The organism is Gordonia sp. NPDC003424 (genome assembly GCF_053588655.1).
Window position 1 is genome coordinate 371161 of sequence record NZ_JBSFQJ010000001.1, and the last position, 18595, is coordinate 389755.

Genomic DNA, 18595 nt, shown 5'->3' on the forward strand with positions numbered 1-18595 from the left:
GAGCCGACAGTTGCCGACCCGGGGTGAAGACGCCGATGTCGGCGAATCCCGTGTCCGGCTGCTCGTCGTGGCCGTGGTGTCGGCCGGCTTGGCGGCGCTGATTCTCGCCACGATCCTGCGGCCCGGGTATCTGCTGTATCGGGACGCGGTGTCGACGCCGCGGTCGTTCGTGACCGATCCCGCACTCGGCCTCGGGGACGTGGCACCCCGTGCGGTGCCCCAGGATTGGGTGATCGCGGTCCTCAGCCGGTGGGTCGACGGCGGATGGCTCGTCGCGGTTGTCCTGTTCGGCGCACTGACCCTGACTGGTGTCGGATACGGCCGGCTGGCCGCACGGCTGGTGCCCGGCGCCGGCACCAGCGGGGCGGTTGCCGCAGCGACCGTGTCCATCTGGAATCCGTATGTGGCAGAACGCCTCCTGCAGGGTCACTGGAGTCTCCTCGTGTCCTGCGCCGCGCTCGGCTGGGTCGCGGTGGCCGCACTCGACCTGCGTGACGATCCCGCCCCTCGACGATGGGCGCCCCTGGTGGCGGCGGTCTGTGCGGCCGGATTCACCCCGACCGGTTCCCTGCTGGCGGCCGCGGTGATGGTGACCTGCCTACTGCCACCGTTGATCCTGTCGCGCCGCGTGCGTGACATCGGAGTCGTCGTCGGCGTCTGGATCCTGGGCGCCCTGCCCTGGCTCACCGCGGCACTCCTCGGTTCCGCGGCCGCGACGAGCGGGGAGTCCGGATTCACGGTGTTCGGGCTACGCGCCGAACCGTGGCTGGGCACTCTCGGCACCGCACTCGGCCTCGGTGGCATCTGGAACGCCGACGCCGTGCCGTCGAGCCGCACCATCGGGTGGGCGGCGGTCGCCACCGCGGCACTGCTGCTGCTGGTCGCGATCGGGACGTGGTGGTTGGCCCGGCAACGGTCCGCGCTGGACCCGATGGTCGGATCGCTGGCCGCGCTCGCGGTGCTCACGGTCGTCGCGGTGACGGTGGCCGCGATCCCGCCGGTCGCCGTCGGGCTCTCCGACATCGCGCAGTCCGTTCCCGGCGTGGGTCTGTTCCGCGACACCCAGAAATATCTGGTGCTGCTGCTCCCGGCGTTCACGATGGCCGCCGCGGCCGCTGTCGTGGCGATGCGGCGTTGGGTACCGGCGGGTTTCGCCGTTGCCGCGGTCGCACTCCTTGTGATCGCGCCGCTGCCCGACCTCGCGTGGGGTGTCGGCGGAAAGATCCGCACGGTGGACTATCCCGCGGACTGGGCGGCGGTGGCCGGGCGTATCCCGCCCGATCAGGGGTCCGTCGCCGTCTGGCCGGTCGGCACGGTACGCCAGTACCGATTCACCGACTCCCCCTCGCTGAATCCGTTGCCCCGCATGGTGCGCGCCACCGTCACCGATTCGGGCCGGCTGACCGTCGACGGCGTCGAGGTCGACCCGCCCGCCGGCCGGGGAGCACAGGTCGACGACGTTCTCACCGCGGGCGGCGTACCGTCGGATCTCGCCCGGCTCGGCGTGGGCTGGGTGGTCGTCGAAAATTATTCGCCGCCAACGCAACTGGCTCGCGCCGCGACCGTTGCCTATCGCGGCCCGGATCTGACCCTCTACCGGATTCCCGGAATCATCGCGGCCGAACCGTCGTCGACCACGGTGCGGGTGACGGTGATCGCGGCGCACGCGGCGTGGGCGGCCGCGCTGGCCGCCGGCGTACTCATCGCCCTGATCGGCGCACGTCGTCGAACACGTCGATGAAGCCGGCGGCGGTTGCCGACCACGAATATCCGGCGGCCTTGCGCTGCGCGTTGCGTCCCAGCCGCGCCGCCTCGTCCGGGTTGTCGACGAGTTTCCTGGTCGCACTGACCAATTCGTCGAGCCCGTCGACCAACAGACCGGTCTCGCCGTGTTCGACCGATTCGACGAGGCCAACCGAGCTGCGGTAGCCGATGGTCGGCACCTGATGCTGGCCGGCCTCCATCACCGCGAGGCCCCACCCCTCTTTTCGCGACGGCATCAGGTGCACGTGTGCACGCGCGAGCAGTCGGTGTTTCTCCGTCTCGTCGACGTGCCCGTGGAAGGTGACGTGCTCGGAGACCCCGAGTTCGGTTGCACGACGACGCAATTCGTCCGACCACCAGCCGCCCCCGATGACGTCGAGATGGATGTCGGGGCGAGCGTGCCGGAGTTCGGCGACCACCGCCAGTGCGTCGTCGACCTGCTTGTGCGGCACCAACCGCGACAGCACGCACAGCCGGGTCGCGGTCTGGTCGGTGTGCCCGGCGTCCACGATGCCCGCCGGCAACGCGTCGACACCGTTGCGGATCACCGTGACGGCCCGGGCGTCGACGCCGAGGCCGACGAGTTCGGTGGCCGACGGCCCGGACACCGTGACATAGCGGTTACGCCGATGAATCCACGGCGACACCCGCGATTCCAGGAACCAGCCGAGGCGGCCCAGCGTCCGTCCGGCCACCGGCCATTGCTCGCGGTGACAGTGGTGCACGAGGATCACCACCGGAGCCGACGACACGAGCGTCGCGAAGAACGGGATGCCGTTCTGCGTGTCCACCACGACGTCGGGCCGGAAGCCGGCCAGGCGGCCGCGGCCCATGCGCGCGGCGAGGATCGTGGCCAGTGCACGCGGGTAGACCGAGAAACGGCCGCCGGCGCGCAGCACGCGGATACCGTCGCGAGTTTCGGTGCCGAGTGCGTCGGGGTAGTCGGCGGTGAGCATGACGACCTGCATGCCGTGGCGCGCCAACTCGGCACCGACTCGCTCCAGATAGCGTTCACTGCCACCACCTTGCGGGTGGTCGGTGTCGCGCCAGCACAGCAGCAGGACTCGGGTGGGGTGGCTCGGTGTCGAGGGCATCGCCAGATCAGGGTAGGCGATGACAGAAGAAAGGTCCCCGGATTTCCTACGTGGTATCCCCTCCATACCGCGTCTGACCTCCGGAGACCTCTCCGTATCCGGGAAACCCCGTTGCAGCTACACTGTAGCCGTAAATAACCCGGATGTCTACAACGATAGTTGTATCATTCAGAATTTACAACGTGAGTTGTAAATGGCGTGAGGATGGCCGACGAACACCATGACCGACACCGACCGGCCACGTAACCCGCGAGGCCGTCCACGACTGCCGCTCGAGGAGATCAGCGCGGCGTCGATGGCGCTGCTCGCCGAGGGCGGCCTCGAGGGACTCGGCATTCGGGCACTGGCCCGGCGCCTGCACAGCTCGACCTCCACCCTGTACCGCCAACTTCCGGGCGGCATGGACGAACTGCGCACGCTGCTCGCCGAGCAGATCATGCGCGAGGTCGTCGAGGCCATCGGCGAGGCCGACGTGACCCGCGACGACGCCGACTGGGCCCTTGTCCTCGAACGCTCCGCAGTCATCGCGCTCGACGTCCTCGGTCGGCACCCCAACGCGGCCGCGCTCTTCGTCGGGCAGGTCTCGCTCGGTCCCATGGGGCTGGTTCGTTATCGACGCTCGCTCCGGATCATGGAGGATGCCGGGCTGTCGCCGAGCGATGCGATCGCCGCCGACCACGCGCTGGCCCGGCTCATCGTCGGGTACGCGCTCCAGATACCGGTGGATGCCGCCACGGAGGACCCCTCGGACCTGCGGAACGAGTTCGACTTCGCCGTGCGCACGTTCATTCGCGGACTCCGGGCGATGGTGACGAACTGAGATGTCGGCCCGATCCCGCCACCCGTTCGCCCGTCACGCCACCCTGGCCCGAGCAGCCAAGCTGCTCAACGACTTTCGTTATGAGCAAAGTGATCCGGCGCGCTTCTACGGCGCCATCGCCGACGACACCGCCCGCCTGGTGGCCGACTGGTATCCGTCGCGGATCGACGGCGCCGTCATCCTCGACGTCGGGGGCGGCCCGGGTTACTTCGCCGACGCCTTCGACGACCTAGGGGCCCACTACATCTCGGTCGAGCCGGACGCGACCGAGATGCACGCCGGCGGACTCGAGCATCGCGCCACGGTCCGCGGCTCCGGACAGCACCTGCCGTTTGCCGACGGGTCGATGGACGTGACCTTCTCGTCGAACGTCGTCGAACACACCGCAGCGCCCTGGGACATGGCCGACGAGATGTTGCGGGTGACCCGGCCCGGCGGCGTGGTGATCCTCAGCTACACGCTGTGGTGGGGCCCGTTCGGCGGACACGAGATGGGATTGACCCACTACCTCGGAGGTCGCCGGGCGGCGCGGTGGTACGAACGGCGGCACGGTCACCCACCGAAGAACCTGTTCGGGACGTCCCTTTTCCCGGTCACCGCGGCCGCCGGCCTCCGGTGGGCGCATTCGGTCTCCGGTCGAGCGAGGCTGGTCGCGGCATTCCCCCGCTATCTCCCGCACCGACTGTGGTGGGTGATGCGGGTGCCCGGCCTGCGTGAGGTTCTCGGCACCAATCTCTTGATGGTGCTGCAGGTCGTGGGCCCCGGGTAGCGGGCGAGCGCCCGTTCCCAGGGTGCGAGGCGCCAGCGAACTCTCGCCCCCTGAGGCGCCAGCCGAGTCACGAAGGGTCCGGTTGGCGGCCGTGCGTGACGCCCGCTCCCTGAGGAGCGAGCAAGGAACGCCCTTCGGTGCGCTCGCGGGCTCACTTACTCAGGGAACCGCGAACGTCTCGTCCTGCTCCCGGAGGAGCGAGCGAGCGTAGCGCCCCTATGACACGCCCGCAGGGCCGCTTGCTCAGCAACCGCGTGCGACGCGAAGGGTCACCCCAGCTCGACGACGTTCACGGACCACCCCGAGGCGATCAGCCAGCCGACTCGCCGGCGTTCCTCAGGGTGGCCGGGCGGTCCGGTCGGGGTTTTGGGTTGGGTTGCGCCCGAACGGTTCTGGGGCGGCCGCAGCCGGTCGGGGTGGCGGCGGGCGAGGGCTTCAGCGACCTCCCTGGTGCGGTCGACGCGGACCCGCGGCCGACCCTTCCCACGTCGGCCATTACGCGTCCAGGCGGGCCGGCCGGCGTCAGGCCCGTCGGTGATGATGTGGGTGGACCACTGGCCCGGCCGGTCGCCGACCATCCGATTGTGGGTCGGGCACGCGGCAGCCAGATCCTGGATGTCGGTGAACCCGCCGTCGACCCAATCTTGTTCGGCGTGATGCGCTTCGGTGCGGGTGAACGGCTGACTACAACCCGGGCAGGTGCAGGTGGCGCCGTCACGGGCCAGCAACATCATCCGCTGGGCCTGACTGGCGAACCGATTGGCCCGCCCCAGATACAACGGTTGGGCACTGTGGTCGGCAAACACCGCCAGATGCTCCTGCGCCTCGGCCGCCAACTCGATCACATCGGCGATCGGCAGGAGGGCCCCACCGGCGGTAGTCGCCACCCCGGCACGCTCGCGCAGTTCGGTTTCGCTGATGGTGATGATCAGATGCGGCGGCAGGCCGCGGTGACTCTTGCCCAACAGCCCGCCGTCGGCGACCGTCTGCAGCAGGGCATGCAGAGCGTCGTGGTTACGTTGCCCCGGCGTGCGGATATCCCGCTCGGCCGCCTGCTTGAGCACGTCGAGGTCGGCATCGTCCTTGCTGCCCCGCGGTGACAGTTCGTCGGCCGGGTTGTTCATGCCGGGGGCCGCCCATGCGTCGAGCACCACATCCAACAGGGCGCGTGTCACCGGATCGAGCTGCCCTTCGAGGGTGCTCATCAGTTGGGCGTCCTGCTTGGACAGGTGCAGGCTGCGTCGCCGGGCTCGATCCTTCTCGTCGGTCAGGGCGCCGTCGGGGTCGAGGTGGGCCAGCAGGCGGGCACCCAGGGTGGTCAATTCTTTCGGGGTGTGCACGCGGGCGTAGTCGGCCATCAACTCTTCGGCTGCGGTGCGTTGCTCGGCGTCGAGTGTGGTGGGGAGTTTGTCGAGCACGGTGATCACCGTGACCGCGTGATCGACACCGATCGCCCCCTCGGCGTACGCCTCGGCCAGGGTCGGGCATGGTGGGTCGAGCTTCTCGCCGCTCAGGGAGTGCAGGGCCAGCAGGGCGGCCATCTGCTTACGGCGCCGGCCGGGGTCGGTGATCCGCAACCGGTCCACCATGAAATCACCGAGGGAGCGGTAGCCTTCCTCGGCAACCACGTTGCGGTCCGAACACTCCAGCAGCCGCTGCAACCCGAAGAAACTCATCCGCCGCGCCGAACGCTCATGGGTTTCGGCGACCGCCACGATGTCGTCGGCGGAGGCCGGGGTGGCATCGACGGCGGCGATCCGATCGAGCAGATCGTCGAGTTCGCGGTAGAGCCCGACAATCTCCGAGTCGCGAGTTGCGGTGTCGCTGGCATCGAGCCCCCTCCCCAAGTCACTCGAACTGATGTTCGATAGTCTATCGGGTGCGCTGGCCAGAGGCAAGGGCTGGATGGGTTCGGGCCTTCACAGGTCGGCTAAAGCCCCGCACCTCAGCGAACATGGCTCGGCCGCCGCGCACCTCCGAAAGCACCGCTCGGCCGGCGCCCCGCACCTCCGAAAGCGTGCGTCGACTATCCCCCCGCCACCTCGTGGAGGAGCCAGCGAGCCTCGGGCGAACACCCCTGACCAGCCGACGAGCCCGCAAACGAGCGCGTGTCACCAGGGGCCACCGAAACTCCGCAACAGCTCAGCTACCCGCCCCGCCCCCAGCGCCGAGTCAGCCGATCCCTCCAGCCGCGATCAGGGCACCGACGCGCTGCAACTCAACGGCCCGCCGTTGCTGGTCGACGACGCCAGCAACTGTTCGCCGTGCAGGATGTTGCAGGTGACCGGACCGCGGAGGACGATCGCGGTCATCTCGGCGGTGCCGCCGGTCACGGTGGTCGCCTGCGACCACGGCGATCCCGCCGCCGCGACAAGCGTGAACGAGTCGCCGCTGCGGTACCGGATACCGACGATGTCGCCGTTGCCGGTCAACTGGTAGACCACCGCGCCTGAGGGCACCGTCGGTGTCGTCGTGGTGGGCGTCTCCTCGGTGGTGGTCGTGGTGGTCGGGCTGGGCCTCGTCGTGGTGGTCGCGGCCGATGTCGCCGACGATGCTCCGGCAGCGGTGCCATTGTCGTCGTTGCCGTTGCCGCGGGCGATCAGGACCCCGACCAGTGCCAACACGACGAGCGCGGCCAGGGCGGTGAGCGCCAGCGCGATCGTGCGACCGTTGTTGGAAGGCGGCCGCGGCGGCTCCCCGTAGGCGGGGTCACCGTACGCCGGCTGCCCGTAGGAGGTCTGGCCGTAGGAGGTTTGACCGTAGTCGGCTTGGCCGCGTTGTGCCTCGGTATAGGCCTGCGGGGCGTCATAGGGACCCGGGTAGGCGGCCGTGGGCGGCGGGTCGCCGGCAGCCGGTGGGTGGGCTGCCGGCGGCTCCTGCGAGGACTGGTAGGTCGTGTCGTCGGCCGGATCGAAACGGCGGGTCTCCGGGTTCTCGCGGTTCGGGTCCCAGCGGTCGTCAGGAGGTCGGGTCATGGGACCGATTGTGTCATCCGCCCATCTCACGCCTCCGCAATCGCCTCCAGCGGGCGAGTGCGGGCCGCTCGGACCGCTGGCCACAGCGCGGCGAGGACACCGACGACGGCCGACGCGATCAGCGTGATGACGATCAGGTTCCACGGCAACACCGCTTCGCCGAGCCCCCACTTCGCCAGCGTCCGCACCAGTGCCCAGCCGATCAGACAGCCGAGGACGACGCCGATGATGGCGCCGAAGATCGCGATCAGCACCGACTCCAGATAGATGCTGCGCCGCACCTGTGACCGCAGCATGCCGACCGCGCGCAACATCCCGATCTCGCGGGTGCGCTCGACCACCGACAGCGCGAGCGTGTTCACGATCCCGAGCACGGCGATCAGCAACGCGAGACCCAGCATCGCGTACAGGGTGGCCAACATCTGGTCGATCTGACTGGACGCCGAGTTCTTGAACTGCTGGCGGTCCTGCACCTGCACCGTCAGATACGAGTCGGTAGCGCCCTCCAGGCTGCGCCGCAGGTCGTCGGCGGCGACGCCGGACTTGGGTGTCACGAAGATGCCGACGCTGACCCGCGCCGCCGGCGGAATGAGCTTGTCGTAGACGGACGGACCCACCAACCACGGTTGCAGGGCCTCGTTGTCGGCGTAGACCCCCGCCACCGTCACCGGGACCTGTTCACCGGTCGCGCCGGTGAAGGTGACGACGTCGCCGCGATGCCAGCCCCGGTTTGTGCTCGCGCGTTCGCTCACCAGCATGCCGTCTGCCGGAAGCTGGTCGGACGCGCCGTCTTTCATCGTCAGGACGGCGACCTCCGATGGTTGACCACCGACCGCCGCGTAGCCGGTGACGTCGTCGTCACCGACCTTGGCGGCCACCATGCCCAGGCTCACCGCCGTTCCGACGCCGTCCGCCTTGGCCACCGAGTCGTAGACCGAGGCGGGGATCGGCAGGTTGTTGCTGCCGGCGACGATGAAGTCGGCCTTCAGTCCGGCGTCGATCGTGGAGTCGATGGTCCCCTTGAACGAGGTGCCGAGCGTCCCGATAACCGCGACCAGCATCAACCCCAGGGTCAGGGCGAAGGCCGTGGCAGACGTGCGGCGGGGGTTGCGCACGGCGTTGGTGCGGGCGAGTCGCCCGATCTTGCCGAACGGCGCGCCGATCGCGGTGCCCAACGCCCCGACGACCGGCCGGGACAGGGCGGGACCGGCGAGGACGACCGCAATGATGCAGGCCGCGGCACCGACGCCGACGGCGACCGCGGGTCCCACTCCCACCCCCATCGCGGCGACGACGATGATCACCACGCCCGCGACACCGATGACCGCTCCGGCGACGGTCCGGGGCACCAGCGACGCCGATCCCTCGGCCATGCCGGCGCGCATCGCCTCGACCGGCGGAACCCGGGACGCGCGGACGGCCGGCACCCAGGCGCTGATCATGGTGACCACCACACCGACGAACAGCGCGGCCAGCACGGCGGAGCCACCCACCTGCAGCGGGGCCTGCGGCAATCCCGACGACGAAGCGGTGATGGCTTTGAGCGCGGCGGCCAGACCGATGCCGATACCCAATCCGACGACGCCGCCGATCAGTCCGACGACGAGCGCCTCGAACAACACCGACCGCGAGACCTGCCGCCTGCTCGCCCCGACCGCACGCAGCAGCGCCAACTCGCGATTGCGTTGCGCGACGATCATCGAGAAGGTGTTGTAGATGATGAAGGTCCCGACGATCAGCCCGATTGCCGCGAACGCCAACAGGATTCCGGTGAAGATGGTGAGGAACTGGTTGACCTGATCCTTCTGATCCTGGCGGACCTGATCGCCGGTCCGCACCTTGTAGGTACCGGCGGGCAGGACCTTCTCGACCCGGCTCTGCAGTTCCTCCGGACTGACCCCGGACACCGCGGACATGTCGACCTGTGCGACATGTGTTCCGTCCGAGAACAATTCGCGCGCCGTGGCCTGATCGAACTGCACATTGACGTACCCGCCGGTGGACCCCGGAAGATCGAGCAGACCGACCACCGTGACGTCACGCGGCCGCGCCGACCCTTGCCCGAGAACGACTTTCGTCGGCGAGCCCACCTTCAGGCCGGCTTTCTCGGCGGCCGACGAATTGAGCACGATCTCGGTGGCGCTCTCCGGTCCGCGACCGCCGGGCAGCAATTTGCTGGTGTCGGGGGACAGCGCCTTGTCCGGTGGCAGGTATGCGGTTCCGATACTCGGGGCGCCACCGGTCTGCAGCGCCTTGCCGTCGGCGGTGGCGACGGTGACGAGTCCGGAGTAGTCGCTGGTGATGCGATCTATGCCCAGTTCGGTTTTGCGCGTGGTGAGTTCGTCGACGACGCTCTGTGGCACGCCGGGCGACTGCCGGTCCGCCGGCGTGACTTCGACCGCGACTCCGGGCGCCGCACTGGAGAAGATGTCGTTGAACGCCTTGGAGATGGTCGTGGTGAAGACGATCGACCCGGCCACGAACGCGGTGCCGAGGACGATCGAGAAGACGGTGAGGAACAGTCGGAGTTTGTGTGCCCGCAGGTTACGCAGCGAGACACGCCGCATCACAGAGGAGGCCATGACCTCACCGCACCTCGTAGGGATTCTCGTCGAGTGGCTCGGCACCCACCTGCACGCCGCGCACCGGTTCGCCGCGCACCGGCTCGGCACCCACCTGCTCGCCGCGCACCTGCTCGGCACCAACCTGCTCGCCGCGCACCGGCTCGGCCTCCGCCGGCTGGTCGAGGGTGCGCATCACCTCGAAGACGTCGTCGGCACTCGGATGTGCGAGTTCCCGGACGATCTGCCCGTCGGCGAGGAAGATGACCCGGTCGGCGTAGGACGCGGCCCGCGGATCGTGCGTCACGATCACCACGGTCTGTCCGAATTCGTCTGTGGCCGCACGCAGAATCGCCAGCACCTCGCCCGACGACCGGGAGTCCAGGTTTCCGGTGGGTTCGTCACCGAAGATGATGTCGGGCTTGCCGACGAGCGCGCGGGCGCACGCCACCCGCTGTTGCTGACCACCGGAGAGCTCGCTCGGCAGGTGATTGAGCCGGTCCGCGATGCCGAGGCGCGCGATGACCGTGTCGAACCACTCGCGGTCGATGTCGCGACCGGCGATGTCGACCGGCAGGGTGATGTTCTCGGCGGCGGTCAGGGTGGGGACCAGATTGAACGACTGGAAGACGAAGCCGATCCGGTCGCGCCGGAGCAGCGTCATCGCTTTGTCCGACAGCCCGGTGAGATCGACGTCGCCGATGTGCACACTTCCCCCGGTGGCGACGTCGAGACCGGCCAGACAGTGCATCAGCGTCGATTTGCCGGAACCGGAGGGTCCCATGATCGCGGTGAACTCTCCGGCGTGGAAATCGACGGTGACGCCCCGAAGGGCGTGCACGACCGTGTCGCCGGTGCCGTAGGTCTTGATGAGGTTCTCCGCCCCGGCTGCGATCGCCGTCGCGGGAGGCAGGCTGTCTGTCTGAGCCGATGTCATGGTGTCAACGGTGCCAAAAACACGGCGGGTTCGCCATCGGGATTGTCCCTGACACCACCCTGATCACGGGTCAGTGCTTCGGGAAGCGGATCTCGATCGCGTGGATGCGGGTGGGACCGGCAAACGCGTTGTTGCTCACGATGAACAGCACCCGGGATCGGTAGTTCAGCCACGGCAGGTCGGCCAGCCAGTTGCCCCAGGACAGTCCGGACATGTTGCCGGTCGGCAGGTCGACGAGTGGGTCGGTGGAAAAGATGAGCCGCTTGGGCATGGCGGTCTCGGTGCCACGGAGCTTCATCGCGCCGGTCACCGGCTGCGCCCCACGTGTGGTCGTCCAATAGATGCGTGTCACCCGACCCCGGCCCCGTTCGAGAACCAGATAGTCGGTGTTGTTCACCGACAACACATCTGCGGCAACCTTGTCTCCGTCGGTGCGGTACACGTACTCCGACGTGCCGCGTCCCGCCCAGGTGAGCAGTCGTGCGGAATGCGGCGGATCCTGTTTGAGGCCACCGGCGGTCAGCGTGCTGATCCGGTCACCGGCCGCGACGGCGACACCGGTCAGCCCGAGCTGGCCGGACAGACCGGTCTTCGCGGCGGGGACGTAGGCCCGGGGCAGCGGCAGATCGCGTACCTGGTTGCCGAGATCACCGATGACCCGTACGAACTCGTGCGCACCGCAACTGGCCACCACGTATCCGGAGCTGAGTCGACGGATGCCCTCGAACTGGGCCGAGCCGGGAAGCATCGGCAGGATCCCGGGCCCCAACACGGTGCCACCACCGGTGATCGACGGTTGTCCCAGGAAACCGACCGCCGAGTTGAACGGCACCGTGCCGGTGAAGAACCGTGCGGGACCGTACCGGCCGACATCGGTGGAGAGAAAGACGTACGTACCATTCGCCATGCGATCCATGCCGGAGATACCACCGAAGGTGGGTACCGCACCGACCACGGTGCTGTCGAGGTATCGAGACTGCACCTGCTGCGACTCAGCGGGATTGGCTGCCGGCGCAGCAACCGCGCCACCTGCGTTCGCTCCGGAAAGTCCTACGGCGCAAGCGGACACGAGCGCCGCCCCCCACAAGCGAAGTCTCATAGGCCACAACAATACCGCACGCCCCGGCAAGTGCCGGGGCGTGCGGTATTGTCCTGCAGCGAGATCGAGACCGCTCCGAGACGATCAGCCGAGACGCTGCTTGAGGATTGCCAGTTCGTCCTGCAGTCCGCTGGGCAGCCGGTCACCGACGAACTCGAAGAGCTCCTCGATCGACGGGATCTCGGTGCGCCACTCCTCTTCGTTGACGGCAAGGGCGGCGGCGACGTCGTCGGCCGGGACGTCGAGCCCGTCGACATCGATCTCCTCGGGCTTCGCGACGATACCGATCGGGGTGTCGATGCCCTCGTTCTTCCCTTCGATCCGGCCGACGATCCACTCGAGCACCCGGCTGTTCTCGCCGAAGCCCGGCCACAGGAAGCGGCCGTCGTCGCCACGGCGGAACCAGTTGACGTAGAACACCTTCGGCAGCTTCGTCGCGTCCGCGTTCTTGCCCAGGTTGATCCAGTGGGCGAAATAGTCACCGACGTGGTAGCCGAGGAAGGGCAGCATCGCCATCGGGTCGCGGCGCACGGTGCCGACCTTGCCCTCGGCGGCGGCGGTCTGCTCGGAGCCGACGGTGGCGCCCATGAACACGCCGTGCTGCCAGTCGCGGGCCTCGGTGACCAGCGGGACGGTGGTCTTGCGGCGCCCGCCGAAGAGGATCGCCGAGATCGGCACGCCCTGCGGGTTGTCCCACTCGTCGGCCAGCGACGGGCACTGCGAGATGGGGGTGCAGTAGCGCGAATTCGGGTGTGCCGCCTTGTGATCGGACTCGGGGGTCCATTCGTTGCCGAGCCAGTCGGTGAGGTGCGCCGGGGTTTCGCCGCCGATGCCCTCCCACCAGATGTCGCCGTCGTCGGTCAGTGCGACGTTCGTGTACAGCGTGTTGCCGGCCTCGATGGTGCGCATGGCGTTCGGGTTCGACTCGTCACTGGTGCCGGGTGCGACACCGAAGAAGCCGAACTCGGGGTTGATCGCGTACAGGCGGCCGTCCTGGCCGAACCGCATCCAGGCGATGTCGTCACCGACGGTCTCGGCCTTCCAGCCCTCGATCGTCGGCTGGATCATCGCGAGATTGGTCTTGCCGCAAGCGCTCGGGAACGCGGCCGCGATGTAGTAGACCTTCTGTTCGGGGCTGGTGAGCTTGAGGATGAGCATGTGCTCGGCCATCCATCCCTCGTCACGCGCCAGCACGGAAGCGATGCGCAGGGCATAGCACTTCTTGCCGAGCAGTGCGTTGCCGCCGTACCCCGAGCCGTAGGACCAGATCTCGCGGTCCTCGGGGAAGTGGGTGATGTATTTGTCCGGGTTGCACGGCCACGGCACATCCGCCTGACCGGGCTCCAGCGGCGCACCGACCGAGTGCAATGCCTTGACGAAGAAGCCGTCGTCGCCGAGGAGTTCGAGAACCTTGGGGCCGACGCGGGTCATGATCTTCATGGACAGGACGACGTATTCGGAGTCGGTGATCTCGACGCCCAGCTTCGGGTCATCGGAGCCGAGGGGACCCATGCAGAACGGGATGACGAACATCGTGCGGCCCCGCATGCTGCCGCGATAGAGCTCGGTCATCGTGGCCCGCATCTCGGCGGGATCGACCCAGTTGTTGGTGGGGCCGGCATCGGCCTCGTTCTTCGAGCAGATGTAGGTCCGGGACTCCACGCGGGCGACATCGGCGGGATCCGAGCTGGCCAGGAACGAGTTCGGTTTCTTCTCCTCGTTCAGCTTGACCAGGGTTCCGGCCTCGACGAGCTCATCGGTGAGCCGGCTCCACTCCTCGTCACTGCCGTCCGACCACACCACTCGATCCGGCTGTGTCAGTTCCGCGACCTCGGCCACCCAGGCGAGCAGCGCGGCATGTTTGGTGGGTGCGGTGTTCGGGTCGAGTCCAGGAATGGCGGCAGCGGTCATGTGGGTATCTCCTCCGAGGTGACGGCCGGGTCAAAGCCGTCGGCGATGTCGTCGTCACCACAGGATACTTTCACCGTGCACGCATGAGGTAGCCAGGTGATCGAGATGCGGTATATCCCACACTCGGTGAAGATGCAACCTAGGACCCTGGTGTGCGCGGCGACGATGCGCTTACGGTGAGCGGGCTCAGCCGAGGCGTCCGGAATCGGTGGGCACCCAGGTACCGCTGAGCGGGTCGAGCGAGCGCGAGGAGAATGCTCCGTGCGCGTCGATCTCGGTGATCTTGTCCACCTGACCGTCGTGGTCGGAATCGGTGTAGACGGTCAGTCCGTCGGGTCCGCTGCGGGTCAGCGAGTCGCGGACACCGTCGTTGTCGGTGTCCACATCGGCCGGGCCGAGGTCCCACACCCGCCCGTCGGTGTGCATCCAGAGGTGATCGGCCGGTGACGTGTCCCCGGACGCGTCGTCGGGAGTGATGTAGGCGGCGTCGATCGAGATCCGGTCGTCGGGGCCGAACGAATCGTCACCCGAGTGACCATCGAGCGCCTCGCCACCGAGAAACGACATGTCCACCTGCTCTCCCCACGTCCTGGTCACTACCGTCCCGGTCACCTGCGTCCCGGCCACCTGCTCGCGCACGTCGGATGACCCACGCTCGCGTCACACGTCGCCGTGACTGTTAGACGCACGACGAACCCCGACGGTTCCGTTCAATCCTCCCCCATCAGTGCCGTGGACAGGGCGGCGAGCTCTCGATGGGCCGCACGCACCTTCGCCAGTCGGTCGCGGGTGTCATCGGCGCCGGATCCGCGCAGCTTGCGCAACCGATTGTCGATGTCGGCGACATCGGCGGCCGCCTGCCGGGCCCTGCGCTCGTAGAAACGGGTGATCTGGCCGGCCAGACGCGGTTCCGCGGCCGCCAACCGCAGCCCGACCCGCTGATCGAGCAGGCCTCGGGTCTCGCCGAGCACTTCGGTGGTCCAGCCTCGCATCTCGCCGCGCAGCGCCGCGGTCCGCCGCACCCGGATGACCAGGGCGGCGACCGCCACCCCGAGCAGCAGGGTCAGCGGCATGCTCACCCACTGCAGGGTCTGCACCGACGCCATCGGGGCCACGATCAGCCGCCCGATACCCAGGCCGGTGGATGCACCGATCACGACGAGCAGCGCGTCCTCGGCACCGCGCCGACCGGTGGGGACGGGTCGACGCAAGGCCTGGACCGAGTCGGCGTCGGCGGGCTGCGGCGGCAGCTCGGCGTCCGCCGGGGAACCGTCGACGCCGACCGTCGTCACGGATCGGACCTCGTCGATGCGGTCGTCGACGGCACGGTCGGTCCGCTGACGCAGGCCGACGGTCTCATCGGTGAGCCACCGGACGTACTCGTCGACCCCGCCCGCGGTGAGTGCCGCACAGCGCGTCGTCGCCGCGGCGGCGAGCGCCCGGCAGCCCGCGGCGACCTCGGCGAGCGACTGGCTGCGCGCGCGGGCGAGTCCGGTCCGGGCCACCGACAGACGATCGGCGCGGCCGCGGTCCCGGGACTCGAGCAGGATGCGTCGCCGTCCGCTCAGGCGGTCGATGGTGTCCGCGGTGACGTCGGGGTCGGCGGCGTCGAGGATCCGGCGCTCGGTGTGTTCGACGGCACCGAGGGCCGCGGCGATCCGGGCCCGTTGGACGCGCAGGTCGGTCGGGGCGGCGAGATGCTCACGGATCCAGTCGAGAATCGCCGGCACCCCGGATTCGTCGGGCGCACCGGACAGCGCCGCCACCGACGAGACCGCGAAGATCGGCAACTGTTCCCGCGGGTCGAGCACCCCACGATGGGCCCGCAGGATGCGCGGCCATTCCCAGAAGGCGTCGATCTTGGTGCAGACCAGCGCGACGATGCCGTAGCGCGACCGCAGATCCTCGACCGCCTGGCGTTCCTCCTCGCCGATCGACGACGACGGGTCGAGCACCATCAGCGCGATCCCCAGCGGATCTCGCCGTCCCCAGTGCCCCTCCACGATGGGCACGGACGGGTCGACGACGTGGCACGCCTCGACGAGGCTCGTGACGCCCGTGCCGCCGATCCCGAACACCGCGACCCCGGTGGCGGTGCCGTCGACGGCGCGTGCGTCGAATCCGGTCAGTGCGGCCACCCGGGTCACCATGTCGGTGCCCGCCGCCGTGGCGGTCATCGCGCTGCCTCGCTCATCGGGTCTCGCTCACTGGGCCTCGCTCTGCAGGAGGTGCTCGATGGCGTCCCGCTCGGCGCCGCGGGCGGCGATCCGCGTCACCTGGGCGTGCAGTTCCACCGCACGCCAATGCCGTACCACCTCGATCCGGTCGCGGACCGGGGCGACGAGCGCGTCGAGCCCACCACGCGCACGCAGCGCACGGTTCACGCCGGCCACATCGGCGCCGGCGGGATGTCCGTCGGCGATCAGCGCGAGCGCGTGTTCCACACCGGACCGGTCGACGCGGCGCAACAACGCCGCCCGCAGCGCCCGTTCGTCACCCAGAAATGGTTCGGCACCGGACGGGGCGGGCCGCCCGGCGAGGCTGCCGGTGAGGAAATGTCCCGCCATCGACGGCATCTCTTCACCGGCCGCGACGAGCCGGCGCAGGAAGTCGAACTCGTCGTCACGCAGGTCGGCGCACGCCAGCAACGGCGAGACCGGGTACACCGGCCGCCCGAGACGGGCCGCGCAGCCGGCGGCGATCTCGGCCGCCACCCCCGGGTCGTCGTGGATGTCGGCCTTGCCGAGCACGGCGATCGTCCGATCGTTCGGCAGATCCACGAGCGCCCGGTGATCGTCGGCGCGCGGTGGGCCGGTCAACAGATACACCCACAGGTCGGCGTCGGCGCGGCCCTCGGCGGCCTCGCCGGGGCCGATCGCGGTCACCGCCAGATGTTCCCGCAGCGCTCGGGCGAGCGTGTCGCGACCGGTTCCCGGCCGCCCGCACACCTGCACGTGCAGCGGCCGGGCGTAGCGCCGCGCGGCCGCCTCCAGGTCGACGCGGGCGGGCGACGACTCGGCGACGACCTCACCGAGCCGACCGTCGTCGGCGGCCCGGATCAGCACGCTCGGCGGAGCGCTGGCGAGGGCGTGCGACATAGAGGGCAATGTAGCGTTCGGGGTGCCGTGTCGTCGCTCTGACCGGCGGAAAACCCGTGTCGCCTGTCATTCAGTCGGTGTCATGAGGAACGATGGGTCAAGTGAGCGAGAGTGTCGATCAGTCACGCCTGTACCCGCGGGTGACGAGTTTCCGGTTCCGGCGGGGCACGCTGACCACCGGCCAGGAGCGCAACTGGGAGACCTTGTGGCCCCGGCTCGGACGCGATCTGGTCGGCTCGGCCGAACAGGAACCGCCCCTGGATCTCGACGGCTGGTTCGGTCGGCGGGCGCCGCGCGTGCTGGAGATCGGCAGCGGCACCGGGGTGTCGACGGCGGCGATGGCAGAGGCCGAGCCCGGCGTCGACGTGGTCGCCGTCGAGGTCTACCGCCCGGGACTCGCGCAGCTTCTCGGCCTCGTCGACCGCAACGGGCTCACCAACGTGCGGATGGTCCGCGGCGATGCCGTGGTGGTGCTGCGCGAGCTGCTCGGTCCGGAGAGCCTGACCGGCATCCGCGTGTTCTTCCCCGATCCGTGGCCCAAGACCCGCCATCACAAGCGCCGGCTGCTGCAGAGCGGCACCATTGAGTTGATGGCCGATCGTCTGGTCCCCGGCGGCGTGCTGCACATCGCCACCGACCACGCCGGATACGCCGAGTGGGTCGCCGAGCGGCTGGCCACGCAGCGTCCCGACCGGCCACATGTCATCCAGGCGACCGGCGACGCACCGATCCTGCTCGATCGTCCGACGACGAAGTTCGAGGGCCGCGCCGAACGCGAGGGCCGCGGGGTGAACGAGTTCGTCTACGTGAAACCCGACCGGGTCAAACCGGATGGGCCGGAGAACGAAGGGGGCGACGCGTGAGCGACGCGAACGGACGATTCGGCGAGGTCGTGTCCGGGCAGAGCAGTGCCAAGCGGGTCCTGCTGGTGTGGGACGCCCCGAACATGGACATGGGTCTGGGCGCACTGCTCGGAGGCCGCCCCACGGCCGCGCACCGGCCCCGATTCGACGCTTTGGGGCACTGGTTGTTGCAGCTCACGACGGCCGTCGAACGTGACGCGGATCCCGGGGTCTCCATCGAGCCGGAAGCCACCGTGTTCACCAACATCGTGCCTGGTAGCGCCGATGTCGTGCGTCCGTGGGTGGATGCGCTCCGTAACGTCGGGTACGCCGTGTTCGCGAAGCCGAAACTGGCCGAGGACAGCGACGTCGACGCCGACATGCTCGACCACATCGAACTTCGCAGGCACACTGTTGGACTGGCGGGACTCATCGTCGCGTCCGCGGACGGGCAGGCGTTCCGGGAGCCCCTGATCGAGGTGGCACGCGAAGGGACGCCGGTCACCGTGATCGGTTTCCGGGAGCATGCCAGCTGGGCCCTGTCCACCGAGGAACTGCAGTTCATCGATCTCGAGGACATCGCCGGAGTGTTCCGGGAGCCGCTGCCGCGGATCAGCCTCGACTCGCTGCCCGACGACGGCGCGTGGCTGACACCGTTCCGGCCACTGCGGGCATTGCTGGACTGACCCGCAACCGGGGGCTACCTGGTCTTTGACTTAGGGATC

The 18595-nt window shown here is 69.0% G+C and carries 15 protein-coding genes; 5 read left to right on the plus strand and 10 right to left on the minus strand.

The window, feature by feature from the left end; translation table 11 throughout:
• Window positions 1-10 precede the first annotated feature (10 nt).
• On the plus strand, window positions 11-1741 hold the full coding sequence (locus ACWDTI_RS01660; protein WP_449736288.1) for a hypothetical protein: 1731 nt from the start codon (window positions 11-13) through the stop codon (window positions 1739-1741).
• Here the strand turns inward: ACWDTI_RS01660 and ACWDTI_RS01665 are convergent.
• Window positions 1701-2858 (minus strand): glycosyltransferase family 4 protein, encoded by a 1158-nt coding sequence (locus ACWDTI_RS01665; protein WP_449736289.1) that lies wholly within the window; start codon window positions 2856-2858, stop codon window positions 1701-1703. The genes ACWDTI_RS01660 and ACWDTI_RS01665 overlap by 41 nt on opposite strands.
• 220 nt (window positions 2859-3078) lie before the next feature.
• Here ACWDTI_RS01665 and ACWDTI_RS01670 point away from each other — a divergent pair, with 220 nt between their 5' ends.
• Both ACWDTI_RS01670 and ACWDTI_RS01675 read left to right on the plus strand, forming a co-directional pair.
• Window positions 3079-3678, plus strand: a complete 600-nt coding sequence (locus ACWDTI_RS01670) for a TetR/AcrR family transcriptional regulator (protein ID WP_449736290.1) — start codon at window positions 3079-3081, stop codon at window positions 3676-3678.
• 1 nt (window position 3679) lies between these two features.
• Complete coding sequence (locus ACWDTI_RS01675) at window positions 3680-4447, plus strand: class I SAM-dependent methyltransferase (RefSeq protein ID WP_449736291.1); 768 nt, start codon at window positions 3680-3682, stop codon at window positions 4445-4447.
• A gap of 269 nt (window positions 4448-4716) precedes the next feature.
• Here the strand turns inward: ACWDTI_RS01675 and ACWDTI_RS01680 are convergent, their stop codons facing one another.
• The 9 genes from ACWDTI_RS01680 to ACWDTI_RS01720 all read right to left on the minus strand — a co-directional run bounded on the left by ACWDTI_RS01680 (window position 4717) and on the right by ACWDTI_RS01720 (window position 17028).
• On the minus strand, window positions 4717-6294 hold the full coding sequence (locus ACWDTI_RS01680) for a DUF222 domain-containing protein (protein ID WP_449736292.1): 1578 nt from the start codon (window positions 6292-6294) through the stop codon (window positions 4717-4719).
• A gap of 348 nt (window positions 6295-6642) precedes the next feature.
• Entirely contained in the window at window positions 6643-7422 is a 780-nt protein-coding gene (locus ACWDTI_RS01685) for a hypothetical protein (RefSeq protein ID WP_449736293.1), read from the minus strand.
• A 26-nt stretch (window positions 7423-7448) separates the two neighbouring features.
• Window positions 7449-9989: an ABC transporter permease gene (locus tag ACWDTI_RS01690; RefSeq protein WP_449736499.1), complete on the minus strand. Its 2541-nt coding sequence runs from the start codon at window positions 9987-9989 to the stop codon at window positions 7449-7451.
• Window positions 9990-10008: 19 nt separating this feature from the next.
• Complete coding sequence (locus tag ACWDTI_RS01695) at window positions 10009-10920, minus strand: ABC transporter ATP-binding protein (RefSeq protein ID WP_449736294.1); 912 nt, start codon at window positions 10918-10920, stop codon at window positions 10009-10011.
• A 70-nt stretch (window positions 10921-10990) separates the two neighbouring features.
• Window positions 10991-12019 carry an esterase-like activity of phytase family protein gene (locus ACWDTI_RS01700; protein WP_449736295.1) on the minus strand — a complete coding sequence of 343 codons (1029 nt, stop codon included), beginning with the start codon at window positions 12017-12019 and terminating at the stop codon, window positions 10991-10993.
• An 84-nt stretch (window positions 12020-12103) separates the two neighbouring features.
• Window positions 12104-13930, minus strand: coding sequence for a phosphoenolpyruvate carboxykinase (GTP) (locus tag ACWDTI_RS01705; protein WP_449736296.1), 1827 nt, complete (start codon window positions 13928-13930; stop codon window positions 12104-12106).
• Window positions 13931-14116: 186 nt separating this feature from the next.
• Window positions 14117-14527 carry a DUF6802 family protein gene (locus tag ACWDTI_RS01710; RefSeq protein WP_449736297.1) on the minus strand — a complete coding sequence of 137 codons (411 nt, stop codon included), beginning with the start codon at window positions 14525-14527 and terminating at the stop codon, window positions 14117-14119.
• A gap of 113 nt (window positions 14528-14640) precedes the next feature.
• Window positions 14641-16107, minus strand: a complete 1467-nt coding sequence (locus tag ACWDTI_RS01715; protein WP_449736298.1) for a hypothetical protein — start codon at window positions 16105-16107, stop codon at window positions 14641-14643.
• Between the two features lie 27 nt (window positions 16108-16134).
• The gene (locus tag ACWDTI_RS01720; protein ID WP_449736299.1) at window positions 16135-17028 is read right to left on the minus strand and encodes a hypothetical protein; all 894 of its coding nucleotides are present in this window, start codon (window positions 17026-17028) and stop codon (window positions 16135-16137) included.
• A gap of 92 nt (window positions 17029-17120) precedes the next feature.
• On the opposite strand from ACWDTI_RS01720, the gene trmB reads away from it, so the two are divergent.
• Together trmB and ACWDTI_RS01730 are read left to right on the plus strand one after the other, a co-directional pair.
• A complete protein-coding gene (gene trmB, locus ACWDTI_RS01725) occupies window positions 17121-17891 on the plus strand; it encodes a tRNA (guanosine(46)-N7)-methyltransferase TrmB (RefSeq protein WP_449736300.1) in 771 nt (256 codons plus the stop codon).
• Window positions 17888-18556: an NYN domain-containing protein gene (locus ACWDTI_RS01730; RefSeq protein WP_449736301.1), complete on the plus strand. Its 669-nt coding sequence runs from the start codon at window positions 17888-17890 to the stop codon at window positions 18554-18556. The genes trmB and ACWDTI_RS01730 overlap by 4 nt, the downstream gene beginning before the upstream one ends.
• The last annotated feature ends 39 nt before the right edge of the window (window positions 18557-18595 follow it).